The organism is Pararhodonellum marinum (genome assembly GCF_015354735.1).
In the GTDB taxonomy this organism is placed as follows: Bacteria; Bacteroidota; Bacteroidia; order Cytophagales; family Cyclobacteriaceae; genus Pararhodonellum; species Pararhodonellum marinum.
On the sequence record NZ_JACEFJ010000013.1, the window covers coordinates 34,946 to 51,025 of the forward strand.

The following is a 16,080-nucleotide window of genomic DNA, read 5'->3' on the forward strand; positions in this document are numbered from 1 at the left end:
TTTATTTTATGCCGGCTTAATATTCTGATTCACATGGAAGAAATTATCCGGGTCATATTTGGCTTTAATTTGCTGAAGTCGTCGGTAATTATCCCCATAGTTGGCTTTGATACGTTCCTCTCCTTCTTCCATCATAAAATTGATGTAAGTGCTTCCATCCTGTGAGTAGGGATGTATCTCCTGCCAAAATCCCCGGGCCCATGATCTGATTTTTTCAAGGTTATTCTGATCGGGGTCAACCCCAGCGATTACCATTGACCAGAGGGTATCCCGCTTTTCCCACGCTGTTTCGTTGCTCGCTACATCATGGACCTTTCCATCTATGGGATACAGGTGCATGGTTGATTTAGAAGTCGGTACTCGTGAAAAACGCTTGTGAATTTCAACTGCCTCATCCGGTAAACTTTGGAGAAAAGCCCCTTTCCAGTACCATTGGTCTCCCGAAGGGTAAAGGCCATCAAACATACTTTGAATGGCTGGATAGGGCATTTCCGGAGTAAATTCCATCAGAGGTTTTGCTACATCCCGGGCCTGTTGCAGGTATTGTTCAAACTCTCCTTCGGGTCCTGTATAGCACCACAACAGGCCACAGACTTTTTCTCCATGAATTTCCTCTGGAAAAGGTGTTGCCGCAGGAACCTCTGCTGTTAGAAAAAAGGCATACACATCCCTAGGAAGATTGGGGAGCCAATCCCGATACCATTTCAAGGTCTTTTCAAGTTGGTCTATGGGCCAAAAAAGTGGACCTCCAATGATGTTTTTTACCGGATGAAGCTTGAACTCAAAGGCGGTAACCACCCCAAAATTACCTCCACCACCTCTTAGAGCCCAAAAAAGGTCCTCATTTTCCTTTTCATTACAGTAGACCCATCGGCCATCTGCCAGTACCAAATCAGCTCCAAGGAGGTTGTCAATGGTAAGGCCATATTTTCGGGTCAGATAACCATGTCCACCTCCGAGGGTCAGTCCTCCTACTCCGGTGGTAGAGATCACTCCGCTTACAGCCGCCAATCCGAAGGCATGAGTGGCATGGTCCACATCTCCCCAAGTACACCCAGCCTGTACCCTGACGGTATGACCTTCCGGATCCACCCTGATGCCTTTCATCAAAGAAAGATCAATGACCAGCCCCTCATCCACCAGGGCAAGTCCGGGGCCATTGTGGCCTCCGCTTCGGATGGCTGTATCTAGCCTATGTTTTTGAGCAAAATTCAGGCAGTGCTGGACATCGGCTACATCTACACATTTAACTATGATGGCAGGAAATTTATTGATCATTCCATTATAGATGGAACGGCCTTCATCATATTCCTGATCGCCTGGTAGGATCATAGGGCCTCTGAGGATTTGACGAAATTCCTCCAGAATAGACTCATCTGGAAGTATCTCCAAAAGGTCATCTAAAGATTCAGTTGATTTGTTGTTGCTTTTCATGATTTTTAGGGTTTAGGAAGGTATTCCTTTCCTTGAAAAAGGATAGAAACGAAATGAATGATGATTGTAAAAAGACATTTTTGATCAAGGGGCTTAGACCTCGATCAATGATGGCAAAAACTAGGCACCAACTTGCTCAGGAAGCCCGATGGCATGTTCTGATAGCACGGTAAAATAATATTGGGTACTCGCAGTACCTAGCTTTTGGTCCAGGTATTCACTCAACTGATCAATGGAAGCTGCCTCATAGAGACACACTGCTTCCTTCATGTTGACAGAGGGATAGAAATGGTGTACATGCAAATGATCAGGCAGGGGGAATACTTCCTCTGCACATTTTTGAAATTTTTTGGGATCGTGGATTTCGTGTTTTATAGCAATAAACATGGCTTTAGAATTTTGAATTAATACTAAAGGCAAGGTAAAGCATTGATTATTTCTTCGCTTTGCTATAAAGTCCAAAGAATTTGCAAATCAGCCTTTTAGGCATTTTTGTACTCCAAGGGGGTACAGTTATAGGCCGTCTTAAATTCCCGGCTAAAATGAGAGGGGTTTTGAAAACCACTTTCGAAAATCACCTCTGTTACAGACATATCTGTATTTTTCAGCAGGTACTTACTGAATTCCAATCGCTTCGATTTCAGCCACTTGCCTGGACTCGTACCATAGATTTCATAAAAATCCCTTTTGAAAACGGATAGACTTCTTGCTGTAAGTCTGGCATACTCCTCCAAAGTCATCGGAAAGTAAAAGTTCCTTTCCATGAGTTCCTGCAGGCAAGGTTTGCTGTTCTGACATAATTGGGCAAAGTAGGCAGTGAGTTGCCGATTGTAAGGTTGGGAAGCCGTAATGAGCATCAGTTCCTTGAATTTCAGTTCCAAAAGTTTAAGGTTTGTGGAAGTATGCCCGGAAAGGTAGGTCAAAAAGGTCTTAAAATAGGCCTCGAGTGTAGCATCAGATTTAAGCGAAAAAATAGATTTCCTTGAAAATGAATGGCTTTCCTGATTCAAATTGACCCGGTTATGGAGCAAAACAGACCGGATAAATTCATCGGGAGTAAACAGCACCACGGCACAAAAATCCTTGTCAAAATATTGGTTGACCGAATGGGCTCCCTTTCGTACAAAAATGCAATCTCCCTCATTTACTTCAACCATCTCATGATGGGTAAGCCACTCTTTTTTTCCCTTGATGACATAGACAAAATAGTTTTCGTGTGTCCAGATTGAATGTCGGATCTTGTCTAATGGGCATTGATATTCCGCCAAAAGCAATTCATTCACCTGAACTCTGATGGTGGGAGGATGATGGCAGATAAAATCATAAAAGCTGTCCATGACCGCTGGGTTTAGGGTGGTACTTTTACGCCGTGGTTCTTGCATGAACCTTGTTTATTATAACAATTTTGACCAGAAAGTCAAGGGGAAGCGGGGGGAAGTTATCCACAAAAAAGCAAAAATTATCCTTGAAAGGATGGCGATTTAAAGTATGAACCTAAGTCCAAATAAAAAAACCAGAGTTCACTTCATCGGTGACAGGGTAATTTTAATCCCATTACTGTCAACTGAATTTGGGCGATGTGCCACCTTCCTAAGTTTGCAATGTATAAGGTATTGAAGCCAGGTCCTCCAAAGGCCATGTTGGTTGGATTGGAAAGTGTATGACCCTCCCAATCATCGATGAACAACCTCACTTCCTGGTTTTTTTTGATCTGGTAAATTCTATTTGGTGCATAACAAGACACGAGCAGATTTCCTTCTGAGTCAATCACAACACCATCAGGGCAGGTTTCTGGTAGCGTTGCATAAACTTCCCTTTCACCAGCTGTACCATCATTATTAATCCCTACTCTTTCTACACCAGGTAACCAGGTACAAACTACAAAAAGACAATCTTGATCCTTAGATATGGCCATGCCATTTGCAAAGTTAAACGGACCAGGGTGCCAGACCTGAGTGATTCCATTAGGGTCTATTTTGAAAATTTTTCCGTTTACTTTCCTGAATTCTCCACTTTCGGTAACATAGAGGTTCCCTTCATTATCGAAAACAGGGTAATTTGGAATGTTTATTTTTTCAATTGGTGTTCCTTCTGAAAACTTGACCAAACTGTAATTATCCAAATCAAGCTTCCATATACATTTGTTTTTTAAATCACACAAAGCCAGCCAGCTGAGATCAGGTGAGAAAGCTATACCAAGTATAAATCCACCTGTAGAACCTATTTCTTCTTTTGTTTTGCCATCGGGAGAGATGCGATACACCTGTCCGGCTTCTCCTCCTGCCCAAACAGATCCATCGGGATGAACCGCTACGCATTCGGGATGGTCCAAGCCTTCAATCAATATGGATACTTCATTCAAGTCAGCTATCATGATTATGTATTTTTAAAAGTTGCCCATCTTTTTTCCGGCAATATGCTAAACCAATCCTTTCTTTTAGGATCCCTGTCATAGGGATAGGAGCCGTATTCTTTATATTGTTCTGCATATTTTTCCACTTTATCCCTATCCAGTTCCACTCCCAATCCAGGGGAATTCGGTACAGCAATGCAGCCATTTTTATAAACCAATTTACCTCCCTTGATGATGTCATCTGTAAGGTGATGGTAATGTGCATCTGCTGAAAATGCCAAGTTCGGTGTGGATGCCCCAAGGTGAAGCATGGTGGCAAGTTGGATGCCCAATTCTCCGGAACTATGTACAGCAACCCCAATTTGGAATTTTTCACAAATCACCCCGGCTTTCCAAGCTTGCCTCAGCCCTCCCCAAAAGGTGGTGTCCAAAAGAACCACATCTACCGTGTTATTTCTGATACAAGTCGTCAGCTGTTCGAAGTTGACGACTATGGTATTGGTGGCAGTGGGAATATTGATTTTGTCCTTTACCCTTTTCATGCCTTCCATCCCCCAAGTGGGATCTTCAAAATAATCATTGGGAAGGTCTTCAATCGCCTTTGCAATTCTTATTGATTCCTCCACACTCCAAACCGCATTGGGATCAATTCTAAAGGTGTGACCCTTGAATTCTTGGGCCAGTGCCCGGAAAACCTCCACTTCATGATCAGGATGGAAAACCCCAGCTTTCAGTTTATGACTGGTAAAACCGTGCTTTTCGGTCAGTGCTTTAGCATGCGCAACTATTTCTTCAGCAGACTCCTCTCCCCCTCTACCTGTCGTGTCATTCTGGTATCTGAAAAAAAGGTATGAGGCAAAAGGGATTTCCTCTCGTAAGGAACCTCCCAGTAGATCACAAGCCCTAATCCCCAGTTTTTTACCAATAATATCAATACAGGCAAATTCAATGGCTGCATGTAGTTGGGTTCTATTGTTGTAAAGAGATGCCGTTGGATTGCAAATCTTCCAATATAGTTGCTCAAGATTCATGGGGTCATGTCCTATGAGATGATTTTTTAACCCATGGAATGCAGCCTCTGCGGATTGGCCGCCACCTCCCATTTCTCCCAGACCCACGATTCCTTCATCCGTTTCAATTTCAATGATGGTGCGTATAAATCTTCCCCAATGGGCTCCATTTGCATGTCTAATTGGCGCCTCAAGGGGAACTGAAACAGTAGTTGTTTTAATGTCTGAAATTTTCATAACAATTATCTTTTACTGCCACCAATGGTAATGCCCAACCCCCCATCAATCCTGATTGCTTCTCCAGTGATAAAAGTGCATTTATCCTCGCAAAGAAAACCTATCAATTCTGAAATTTCCTCTGGATTGCCAATTCGTCCGATGGGATGCATATCATAACACTCCTGAAGAACTTCATCTGGATTCTCAGAGAGCGCAATAGAATCCCTGAGCATCGGTGTATCGATGGTTCCGGGGCAAACCGCAATACATCGGATTTCGGGGGCAAAATCTACTGCGATACTTCTGGTAAGTCCCAAAACCGCAGTTTTTGCAGTGGTATAGGCCACTACATTCTTTTGACTCACAAAAGACTGAACACTTGCCACATTGATAACAACCCCTTTCCCAGCCTTTTGCATCAAGGGGATGGCCTTCTGGGCACATAAAAACATGCTTCTTAGGTTGACATTGAAAACGAGGTCCCAATCTTCCAAGGTGGTAGAAGTGACCGTGCCGTACTTTTGGATTCCTGCATTGTTGACCAAAAAATCCAATTTCCCGAATTTCTCTTCGATATGGTTAAATGCCCCACTGACGCTTCTTTCATCTGAAACATCACACTTAATGAAGTGGGATCCTTTTATTGGATTTTCATCTTCCCATATATCCAACATGACCACTTGCGCACCTTGTTCCAAAAACAACCTTGAACAAGCGGCCCCAATGCCTTTGGAAGCGCCTGTCACTACAACAATTTTATCTTTGAATTTCATGTAAATACTTTAAAGCCTAGTGGAATAATGATGTGATTGTCCTTGTGCTTTTCTTTGATGAAAATGATCTCATGGTCCAATCCAATATGGTCTACCCCTTGAAACTCGGAATCAATTTGTATGAGAAAAGAGAGGTACTTTTTGACCTTTTTTTCTCCGGAATCTATGTAGTCAAAGGTATGGTGATCAAATACTTTGGGAAATTCCATCAATATGGTTTTGAAAGGTTGATGGATACCTGCTGTTCCAAATTCCATACCCCTATATTCAAGCTTTGAACCTTCATAGTGTAACCAATGGTGGATCCATGGATAATCACTCCTTTTCCAAATATATGCAATCATAGTTTTGAGAGAAGGAGAAAAAGCAGTAATCCAGCCCAACTCATCTGTTTTTCTCACTATAATTGTATAAACAGCGTTTCTCGGGATTTTTGGGTTTCTAAGGTTTTCATCTCCATCATTTCCCAATTTGACATAAGGCCAGGTAAAAGAATCCGAATCAGGAGTGCCAGGGAAATCCTGGTCAAATCCTATGTCTCCATTGCAATCTATTAGGGTGTCTACAGCCAAGAATGGTTTAGCCAATGTAGGATGTTGAACCATATTAAAAACCCGACCTAGAGGATTTTGATTGGTAACGCATTCACTGACTTCTATAAGCGCTATTTTTGGATCTAACCTTATCTTCCTTTCTAATTTCAAACCTTCTTTTGGTGCTATTGCTTCCATCATTAGACACTTTTGGTTTGACCTGCCGTCTATTTTCCAAGCTACGTTGGCAATTTGACCATGATTGGGTATCCCTGCTTTGATTTCACCCGATGAAGGCAACCCCCATCTTCCCAAACAGAGAAAATGTCCTCTGTATGGGGCCCCACCTTTGTTGTTTTCGGGCATTTGATCCTTGGAAAATTCGAAACAAAGTGGATTCACTCCATTATCCTTGAGATGGAAATCGATGATTGCTCCTCCTTTTTGATGAATGGTGAGACTGGATTGCTCGTTTTCAAGTATATGGTGCTCTTTCACAGTTTTCATTGGTATTTGAAGCTCACAAACCTAGGTCTAAGGTGGTGTGGGTGCTTGTGGATATCTGTCAAGAAGTCAAAAGAATTCACATTGTAACTGATCAGTAATTCGCCAGGCTTGGACAAGTGTGGATGGGCCTTGGCATTGTAGGTGTAAAAATCAATGTCCTCATAAATTTCCGGCGTTTCATAAATAATTTTGTGAGGCTGAAAAGGACCGGTAGGAGTCCTGCCCACCTGAATGGCTACATTTGGGGAATTGGTATCCAATTGGTAAACAGCCATTACCCGTCCATCCTCCATGAAACTAACGCTCATTTCATTGGAGACCCTATTGGTCAAAGCAGATGCGTCATCCATATCGTCTGACCAAGTTGCTCCATCCCAAAATCTCCACTTGTCGAATGACTCAAATTCCCGGTCCTGAACCCTGGCTACGATAAGTTCTTTCATTGGACCTCTTACTCCATAGATGTAAATGTATCCATCTGGATCAGGTGCCCCTGCCCCGGAAGTATTGGCCATTACACTGATCCCGAATACAACTTTCCCCTTCCCTTTGCTGTCTTTTTTGAAAAAGGGAGTATCCATTTGTTTTTGGTTTTCAAAAGGTGGCTTGCTCCCTTTTGGCAAGGATATCAATGAAACTCCTACATCATCAAATGGATAGACTCCTCCGGGCACATTTTTGATTTTGTAAGCAAAAATGTAAATGGTACTGTCCATGGCATGATTGAAAAATCCGTCTCCCAACCAATAGTATTCATCCTCAGTGGTTCCTGGCGTATTGGGTTCAAACATCGATAAAGCCTCCCCATTGTTTCCGGTTCTCCAAGAAAAAGTGATCTTGGAAGGATCAGGTACAGCCCCTTCCATATATCCTACTGAATTGTGTACCATTTCCCAATCAGTTTGGAGGGAATCCCCTTCAATATTTCCGATAATAGAATCACTGAACCAAAACATGGTCTGCGTTTGGTCTGCTTCTCCATGGCGCTCCACCCCGTTCAAAGGAACTACGTATACGCCATCTGCACCAATCCATCCTGACTTTTGGAATAGCATTTCCTCCCATTGGGGAACTGATTTTGCTTTGATGGTTCCATTCCAGCGATCTGCTGACTGATTTACCTCTGTGTAAACTTCGGATTTTTGGTGATTGGATTGACAACCTGAAAAAACTAGAACCAAAAATAGGCTGATCAAAACTCCAACACCTGATTTATTTTTTAAAAGCATAGTTCTTGAATTTAAGGTTTCAGTTTTCTTTATCATCTGTCCGGAAAGGAGTTGCAGGCAATCCTTCCCTATTCTGAAAATTAGTTATGGGGTAATTAGTAAAGGCGTACCTTACCATTGAAGGATTTTTTACTTTTTCTGACCAAAGGATTACTTTATCCCCAGAAATCTCCGCAAGAGCGGGGTAAAAAACTTCATCATCTCCGGCTATAAAAAAATGTTTGGGAGGCTCTCCATCGTTGGTGGACAGTCCTGAACCGACACTTTGGGGTTCAAAAGTAACTTCTATCCGGTTTTTTACAATCAGGAAACTATCAAATTTTGGACCCAAATATTGTGTTTCATTTTTCCCATAGGTAAGGTTTAACGCAATTCTTGAAAGACGGAGCCCCACATCTTTTTTGTTCCTTGGGTGAATATTGTTTACCTCACCAATGTCCATGGTAACTGCCATGCCCACATTTGGAGTTACTTTTAATACCTTTTCCTGGGATTCTCTGAATTTGGCATAATAATCGGCATCGGGATCACTTTCCTCCCAATTGTATGGTGTCATCTGTACAAAATAAAATGGCAGATTACCTTGATCAAAATCTTTCCGCCAATTCTCTATGAGTACCTTGTTCAGCCTGGTATAATATTGGGCTTCATTTTTATTGGATTCCCCTTGGTACCATAAAAATCCCCTAATAGAAAGCTTTTTCAAGGGATGGATCATGGCATTGTAAAGGAGAGATGGTCGGGTGAGGATTTCAAAGAGCTGTTCCAATGTCTCGATGCCTTCCAAGCTTTCCTCTGATTCAGGGCTTTGATCATAAGGCTCTAGGTAATTGATATTCAAAACTTCATCTTCAGCCAAGGCTTCCTTACTCATCCAAGCTTGAATCGCTGAACCACCGTAGGAAGAAATGACCAACCCAACAGGTATCTTGAGTTTTTCCTGAAGATTTCGGGCAAAATAGTAGGCCACCCCGCTCAAATCTCCAGCTGTGGTTGGAGACACTTGGTTCCAAGTCCCTTTGGTTTCATTCAAAGGATCCTTGGTGAAATTTTTTTCGATTTTGATGAACCGGATATTTGGATATTCAGCGGCGGCAATTTCATTTTCATAATCCACCACACCTTCCAACCATGGCGGGATGGCTTTCATTTCCATATCCATATTGGACTGCCCGCTACATACCCACACTTCACCGATAAGAATATTCTCCAAAACCACTTCACCTTCTTCATGACTGATTGTAAGGGTTTGCAACTTAAAATCGCCTATCCCGACTTTGGGAACAGGTAAAGATATCTGCCAATCTCCATTTAGATCACTTTCGCTTTCTGAGGATCCGTCACTCCAACTTACAAATACTGAAACTTGGCTCCCAGGTTTGGATTTTCCCCAGAGTTTGAAATCCTTTCCTTGTTGGATGACCATATTGCTTTGGAGAATGCTGGCCAACTGAAACGTCGACTCAACTGGCTCAGCAAAAGCAGTGCTACTCACTAGAGTAACATTGGTCATTAAGAAACCAAGGATGAAGAAACCCAAAATGCGATTTTTTATCATGATAAATGAATTTTAAGTCCTTAGCTTTTAATCCAATAGTTTTACCCTGATGAATCTCGGTCTATACAGGTTGGGATGAACCAATATTTCATTGAAGAAATCAAATGAATTGATGTTGTAGCTGATGAGCAATTCTCCTGGCTTGGAAAGGTTGGAATGTACTTTGGCATTGTAGCTGATGAATTGCTCTCCCACATTCACGTCTTCGACGGCGTCCCAAAGTTGGATCATAGGTCCATAAGGGCCTTCAGGGGAAAGGGCCAACCTTAATCCTACTGTGGTCCCGATTCCATCAGTTTGGAATACCATGGCATACCTGCCATCTTTTAGTGCAGTGACGCTCATTTCGTTGGAAGCTCTGTCCGCGATAGCGGCGGCACTGTCCATTTCAGGTTGCCATTCATCACCATCCCAAAACCTCCATTCGCTAAAATCCTCAAAGTCCTGGGGAAGTACCCTTGCTACCAATACCTCTTTCTTTATTCCCTTGATCCCATACACATAGACATAGCCATCGGGGTGTGGTGCTCCTGCTTTGGTTGTATTCACCATGATACCAGCCCCAAAAGAACCTGTGCTTTCCGGATTTCCTTCAAAATAAAAAGGCGTATCCAATTGCCTTTGATTTGCAAACGGGGGATTGCTTCCGGAAGGAATCACAATCAAGGTATTGCCTACTTCCTTAAAAGCAAATGTTTCAGCTTCTGTATTGGTGATTCTGTAGCCAAAAATGTAGATGTCATTATTTTTTTCATGATTGATAAAGCCATCCCCTAGCCAGAAATAATCCCCTGGGTTAGTTTGTGGTGTTTGGGGTATAAAAATAGATTTTGGCTCCCCTTTTTCGTTTTCATCCCAATAAAATTTCAAATCAGTCTCCGAGGGTGCAATACCATCTAAAATAGCCACTGAGTTATTGATCATTTTATAATCAGTTCCCAATTGGCCATCTTCTATTTCTCCGATCAAGGTATCACTGAATAAAATCAGCGTCTGTCCATTCTCTCCAGAACCAGCTGAATCTACCCCGTTCATTGGAATCACAAAAATCCCATCCCCGCCAAACCAACCCGAAGATCTGTGAAACAAATCCGACCATTCGGGAGCCTCTTCAGCAGTAAAATTCAATTCTGAAATAGAGTTGTTTTTCTTGTCTTCAATTTGGACCGGATCTTTTTGACATGCCTGAAGCAGGGAGATGCTGATTAGAATAGGGATAAAGTCTCTTTTTTTCATCTAAAGATAATTTTATGAAAGGTTAATGATTTTAGTCTTGTTTGAATGATTAATCATTTTTTTTTGCCCCAACCAATGTTTTTCAATCTCTTCAAGGGTTTTTCCCTTGGTTTCGGGGATAAACCTCCATGTGAACAACCATAACAACATGGCATTGAACATGAAGAGCCAAAAGGTAAAAGCGCCACCTATGGAATTTAGCAACATCGGTGTCAATTGGGTTATCAAAACCACACCCAACCAAAGGACAACCGTACAAAATGACATGGCAACTCCTCGGGATTTAGTAGGAAATATTTCAGAAATAATTACCCAAGGAATAGGTCCAAGAGAGGAAGAAAAGCAGGCCATAAACCCTAAAATAAATATTAGTAGCCAAGGTCCTTGGGTGATGTCAAAGTAAAAGCAAAGACCAACACCCAATAGACAAACAGCCATCCCTCCTACACCCCAAAGCAAGAGTTTTTTTCTACCGGATTTATCGATCAACCATAAGGCCACAAAAGTAAATACCATATTGACCAAGCCAATGGCCATGGTCTGTTGAAATGCCGATTCTGTGGCAAAACCTACGCTTTTAAAAATTTCTGGTGCAAAATAAATGATGGCATTGATCCCTGTAATCTGGGAAAACAAAGCAAGGAACACTCCTACCCATAACGCCAGTCTAAGGCCCGGTTTAAACAGTTCTCCAATGGTCCCCTTTTCCAAGGAAAGTACCGATTTAATTTCCTTCACCAAATCAAGCGCCTTTGGCCTTCCATTGACCCTTTCCAAGATGTCCAAAGCCTCAGCTTCCCTTTTTTTATAAATCAGCCACCTGGGACTTTCGGGAACCAAAAACAAAAGAACCAAGAATATAAGCGCTGGAATCATTTCAGATCCCAACATATACCTCCACCCATATTCAATATTCCATGCCTCTGAATTAAGGGTAGCAATCCTCATGTTGATAAAATAAACCAAATTGATGCCTAACACTATAGCCAATTGATACAGGCTGACCAAGGTCCCTCTGATTCGGGCAGGTGCAATTTCTGAGATGTACAAAGGGGAGAGCATAGATGCAGCTCCTACCCCCAACCCGCCAACAAACCTTGCCATCACAAATAAGGTCAAGGAATTTGGCAGGGCGGACCCAATTGCAGAAACAGCAAAAAGAATGGCTGTGAGCAAAAGTATTTTTTTTCGGCCAAACCTGTCGCTCAGATATCCTGCTACCATTGCTCCAACCACACAACCCCAAATGGCACTGCTAGCTGCCCAACCTACCATAGCAGGGGATAGGCCAAACTTTAGTTCCAGATAACCGATGGCTCCGGCTATTACCGCTGTGTCATAACCAAAAAGCAAACCTCCAAGAGCAGCAACTATAGTAACTTTGAGCACAAAACCTGTATTCACAGTACTTATTTCGCTTGCGATTTTATTTTCTATCTGGTTCATCCTTGGTTTCCATTAGGTTCTAACATAGGCTTTGATGGTGGCGCAAGTAGATCCCAAAGCATTTCCATAAGGTCTGATGGTATAGGTTCCCACTGAAGCCGGAATGATAAATGTTTCTGCATAATGCACCACGAATGGTTCGAAATCTCCATTGGGACTTTCCACTATTGCCTCTTCACCCTGTACAAGGTTCAGCACATTGACTGTACCATTGGTGTCATGATTAACAATATTTTTGAACCAATGCCTTCGGGTTTCAATGAACTCAAGTTCATTCAGTCCCGTCCTTTCTTCTGACCAGCCCGGACCCGATGCCAAAGGCTCCACCAGATTCAAAGCATTTTTCTCCACCCAGGTTGCGGTTCGGTCCCATTGAATGACCTTTTCACCGTGCTCTATATTGATGGGTCTTGGCTTTCCATCGAGACCCAGTCTTCCCCAATCCCAAAGTTTGAAGGTGAAAATGTAAGGAGTTGCGCTTATTTCCAGAACCATGCTCCCAATGCCCGAACAATGCACCGTACCCGCAGGAATAGAAACATGATCATGCTTCTTTACCGGCCATTTTTTGACATGCCTATCTGCGTGAAACACCCCTGTATTTTGCGCTTCTTTTAATTCTTGGATCATTTTGTCGGGACAGACATCATCTTTCAATCCCAAGTAAACAAAAGCATCCTCCGCCACATCAAGCATGTAATAGCTTTCGTCCTGCGTGTAATTCATGCCAAAAGTCTGTTGGATATATTCCGTCAACGGGTGAACCTGCAAACTTAAATTGCCCCCATCCATGGTATCCAAGAAATCAAATCGAATGGGAAACTCATCGCCAAATCGGGCATATACTTTTTGCCCCAGCAAAGCCTTGGGTTGATTAAAGACAAGATTGATTGCCGGAATTTCAATTTTAATTTCACCAAACCCCAATAAAAGGCTGTTTTCCTCCGGCACGCAATCAAAACCCCAAGCATAATTGATTTCAGATCTATCCAAGTCATAAACCTCTTTCATCCACTGTCCTCCCCATGGTCCCGGATCAAAAAAGGGAACTACCCGAAAAGGTTGCCGCGTTACCTTTTCCAAAGCTTTGAGAAGGGCTTTTCCTTTAACTAACTTGGGTTTCAGCCGAATTGTAGAATCCAGCAAGAAGTCCCATTGATTTATCAGAGTTTTTTTATGTCGGTCCAAAACTCTCCAGTCCACAAAAAATCCATGTTTGTATAAGTGGGAAAAATCCTCGCATTTATTCCTAAGCCCAAGGCTATTTACTTCTTTCCTCCGCATCCTCATCTGAATTTCCCAACGCGGCATGTCCGCATAGACAAGCACATCATGATGTGGGGCCAGCAAACTTGCTCCGGGACCATAAATGATAATGGTGCCCTCATTGGTTCCTTTTATTGAATCCTGGAATTGGGAAATTTTAGCTTTATCAAAATAATCTTCAAGACATAAGTCAGTCATGTACCCAAATACCCTGTCTTCGGTTACATCTGGAGACACCATTTTATGAATGTTATTTTCCGGCAAAAAAGCACAGGTAGATTCAATCCAAAAAGTGTGAGAAATGCCTATTTGAAATTTATTTCTCAATTCATTGTCATCTACTCCTTGGTAACATTCGATCACTAAGATTTTAAGCCTTTTATCCAATAAATCAAGCTTGCCGCCAATGGTTTTTAAGACCTCTTCCCAGCCTTCACAGCAAGAATGGTTGTTTTCCTCGATTTGAATAAAAGGGTATTTATCGTAATTTGATTTTTTCAAAGCTTTATGTATTTTTTTCAAGTAGATAGTTCAGTCCAAATAATGCGGCATAATCAAATTGGGAAGCCTTTACAAGTTTTACGTGGTTAGAGGCTGGTTTCCAGGCATGTTTTTGGACTATTTTTTCTATGTAAGGGATGATTTTCAGATAGTTTTGCATGACACCTCCCCCGAATATGATTATGTCGGGATCGAAGGCATGAATCATGTTGACCACACTCAGACCCCATGCTTTCAGGCAGTTTTCCTTCACTTCTAAGGCAAGGGGATCCTTGAGCTCTGCTGCTTCAAAAAGGGACTTAAAATCCAAAATATCCATTTTTGAAAGTAAGCTGGTTTCAAACTGGCTATTTTGTTTCAAGATAGAAGGTAAGCTCCAGGTGGAGGCTTCCGCTTCTAAACAGCCTAAACTCCCACAATTGCAAAGGGGACCATGAAGGTTTATGGTCATATGGCCTCCAAGGTTTCCGGCCATAAAATTTGCCCCATTCAATAACTGTCCATTCATTAGTACTGCGCTGCCTATTCCGGTTCCGAAGGTTAGCAAAACAACATTTTCGTAATTAATTCCCGCACCATGTTTCCATTCTCCCAGTAGGGCTGCTTTGGCATCATTTTCTAAGGCCAATGGTACTCCCCATTTCTCCTTTGCCCAGTGATTGAAATCAAAATTTTGGGCATTTTTGTATTTCACATAATCTGAAATAACAAGTTTCTTTTTACTGTCCACAATTCCGGGAAAAGACAAACCAATCCCTCCAATATCTTTTTTTGAAATGGCCAATTCGAGCAGAAGTTGCTTGGCTGATCGGGAAATCAAGTCGAGACAATTTTCGATTGATTTACCAGGGATAGCATCAATTAGGGTGGACTTTAGAATGGAGCCATCCTTGATCAAACCAATCTTGATCCTAGTTCCTCCCAGATCTGCGACAATGTTCATTATTCTTTCTTTTTTCTTGAACAAAAGATTTCGGTATCCAAAATAAACCTTGTGTAACCTAATCGATGCAAAAAGCATGACCCTCCAATGGATAAAGTTTAAACTTACCCTAATGGAAATTCACAAAACATGGATGTTAATAAGGCACCATTTCAAGATTAAATTGAAATGGTGCCAATTGTTTTTGGGTTAAACCAGAAATTATCTGGGTGATGCTACATAGGTATATTCAAAAGTTTCCTCAGCACTAGCTCCAAAATCTGTCAGATCAATCGTGTGTTCCATCTTGATCCTTTCTGTTGTTAATTCATTGATCTTAAAGGTTTCCACTTTGGTGGTTTCAGGGTCAAATAATCCAACACTTTCTCTGTTGAAATATAAATCATCCCCCTCTTCTGTCAAATACCAAATGGTATAGACATCAAAGCCATCGAATACACAGTCTCCAGTTCCGGTATCTTCCCCAAAATCCACCACAATGGTTCCATCTTCATTCAGCAACATGGAGTTGTCTTTTTGGCAATCTCTGATTCCTTCTTCATTCTCGTTCACATGGAAAACAGAAGTGAGATTCCATCTTCTTCGCGTAAGGTTATCTATAGGAGATAGTGTCACCACTAAAACCATATCCGACTCGGATGTTACTCCGTTTGCATTGGTGGCTCTAAAATTAAAGCCAACCAACTGATCTACATCATCTGTGTCTGGAGTGTATTTGAATTCATAAGTTGTACTAGTTCCGGAAAGACCTACAGAAAGGGTTCCACCGGTGCCAAAGTCCGAATCGGCTGTATTGTTGATGGTTTTCCTTATCGCAAGGCCCTGTAAAGGTACCGCAGACTGCATGTTTACGGTTACAGTAATTTCTTCTCCCGATTCCGTCGCTTTACTGTACAATCCAGGACTGGTATTTGAGAGGTCGTCCCCTGACAGAGATACAGTCACAGATTGGTCTGGTTCCGGATCATCGCTGCCGCATGATATCAATACTAGAAAGGCTAAAGCCAACACCAGCAAATTGAGTAATCTGTTAGTTGTTTTCATAATTTTTGGGTTTTACGTGTTAAATAAT

Annotated in this window: 14 protein-coding genes; all 14 read right to left on the bottom strand. The window is 42.0% G+C overall.

Features of this window, described 5'->3' with window-relative positions; all coding sequences use genetic code 11:
* Positions 1-6 precede the first annotated feature (6 nt).
* The gene (locus tag H1A14_RS19065) at positions 7-1,434 is read right to left on the bottom strand and encodes an FAD-binding oxidoreductase (RefSeq protein ID WP_194777895.1); all 1,428 of its coding nucleotides are present in this window, start codon (positions 1,432-1,434) and stop codon (positions 7-9) included.
* Positions 1,435-1,554: 120 nt separating this feature from the next.
* Positions 1,555-1,821: a hypothetical protein gene (locus tag H1A14_RS19070; protein ID WP_194777896.1), complete on the bottom strand. Its 267-nt coding sequence runs from the start codon at positions 1,819-1,821 to the stop codon at positions 1,555-1,557.
* Positions 1,822-1,916: 95 nt separating this feature from the next.
* On the bottom strand, positions 1,917-2,771 hold the full coding sequence (locus H1A14_RS19075; RefSeq protein WP_194777897.1) for a helix-turn-helix domain-containing protein: 855 nt from the start codon (positions 2,769-2,771) through the stop codon (positions 1,917-1,919).
* Between the two features lie 188 nt (positions 2,772-2,959).
* Entirely contained in the window at positions 2,960-3,808 is an 849-nt protein-coding gene (locus tag H1A14_RS19080; RefSeq protein WP_194777898.1) for an SMP-30/gluconolactonase/LRE family protein, read from the bottom strand.
* Positions 3,809-3,810: 2 nt separating this feature from the next.
* A complete protein-coding gene (locus tag H1A14_RS19085) occupies positions 3,811-5,034 on the bottom strand; it encodes an enolase C-terminal domain-like protein (RefSeq protein ID WP_194777899.1) in 1,224 nt (407 codons plus the stop codon).
* A gap of 5 nt (positions 5,035-5,039) precedes the next feature.
* Positions 5,040-5,789, bottom strand: a complete 750-nt coding sequence (locus H1A14_RS19090; protein ID WP_194777900.1) for an SDR family oxidoreductase — start codon at positions 5,787-5,789, stop codon at positions 5,040-5,042.
* The gene (locus tag H1A14_RS19095) at positions 5,786-6,829 is read right to left on the bottom strand and encodes a hypothetical protein (protein WP_194777901.1); all 1,044 of its coding nucleotides are present in this window, start codon (positions 6,827-6,829) and stop codon (positions 5,786-5,788) included. The genes H1A14_RS19090 and H1A14_RS19095 overlap by 4 nt, the downstream gene beginning before the upstream one ends.
* A complete protein-coding gene (locus tag H1A14_RS19100; RefSeq protein ID WP_194777902.1) occupies positions 6,826-8,058 on the bottom strand; it encodes a DUF4185 domain-containing protein in 1,233 nt (410 codons plus the stop codon). The genes H1A14_RS19095 and H1A14_RS19100 overlap by 4 nt, the downstream gene beginning before the upstream one ends.
* Positions 8,059-8,077: 19 nt before the next feature.
* A complete protein-coding gene (locus H1A14_RS19105; protein WP_194777903.1) occupies positions 8,078-9,616 on the bottom strand; it encodes a sialate O-acetylesterase in 1,539 nt (512 codons plus the stop codon).
* 27 nt (positions 9,617-9,643) lie between these two features.
* Positions 9,644-10,852: a DUF4185 domain-containing protein gene (locus tag H1A14_RS19110; RefSeq protein WP_194777904.1), complete on the bottom strand. Its 1,209-nt coding sequence runs from the start codon at positions 10,850-10,852 to the stop codon at positions 9,644-9,646.
* A gap of 12 nt (positions 10,853-10,864) precedes the next feature.
* Entirely contained in the window at positions 10,865-12,298 is a 1,434-nt protein-coding gene (locus H1A14_RS19115; protein ID WP_194777905.1) for a sugar porter family MFS transporter, read from the bottom strand.
* A 12-nt stretch (positions 12,299-12,310) separates the two neighbouring features.
* Complete coding sequence (locus H1A14_RS19120; protein ID WP_228527879.1) at positions 12,311-14,065, bottom strand: class I mannose-6-phosphate isomerase; 1,755 nt, start codon at positions 14,063-14,065, stop codon at positions 12,311-12,313.
* 4 nt (positions 14,066-14,069) lie between these two features.
* Positions 14,070-15,008, bottom strand: a complete 939-nt coding sequence (locus tag H1A14_RS19125) for an ROK family protein (RefSeq protein ID WP_194777906.1) — start codon at positions 15,006-15,008, stop codon at positions 14,070-14,072.
* Positions 15,009-15,209: 201 nt separating this feature from the next.
* A complete protein-coding gene (locus tag H1A14_RS19130; protein ID WP_194777907.1) occupies positions 15,210-16,052 on the bottom strand; it encodes a hypothetical protein in 843 nt (280 codons plus the stop codon).
* Between the last annotated feature and the right edge of the window lie 28 nt (positions 16,053-16,080).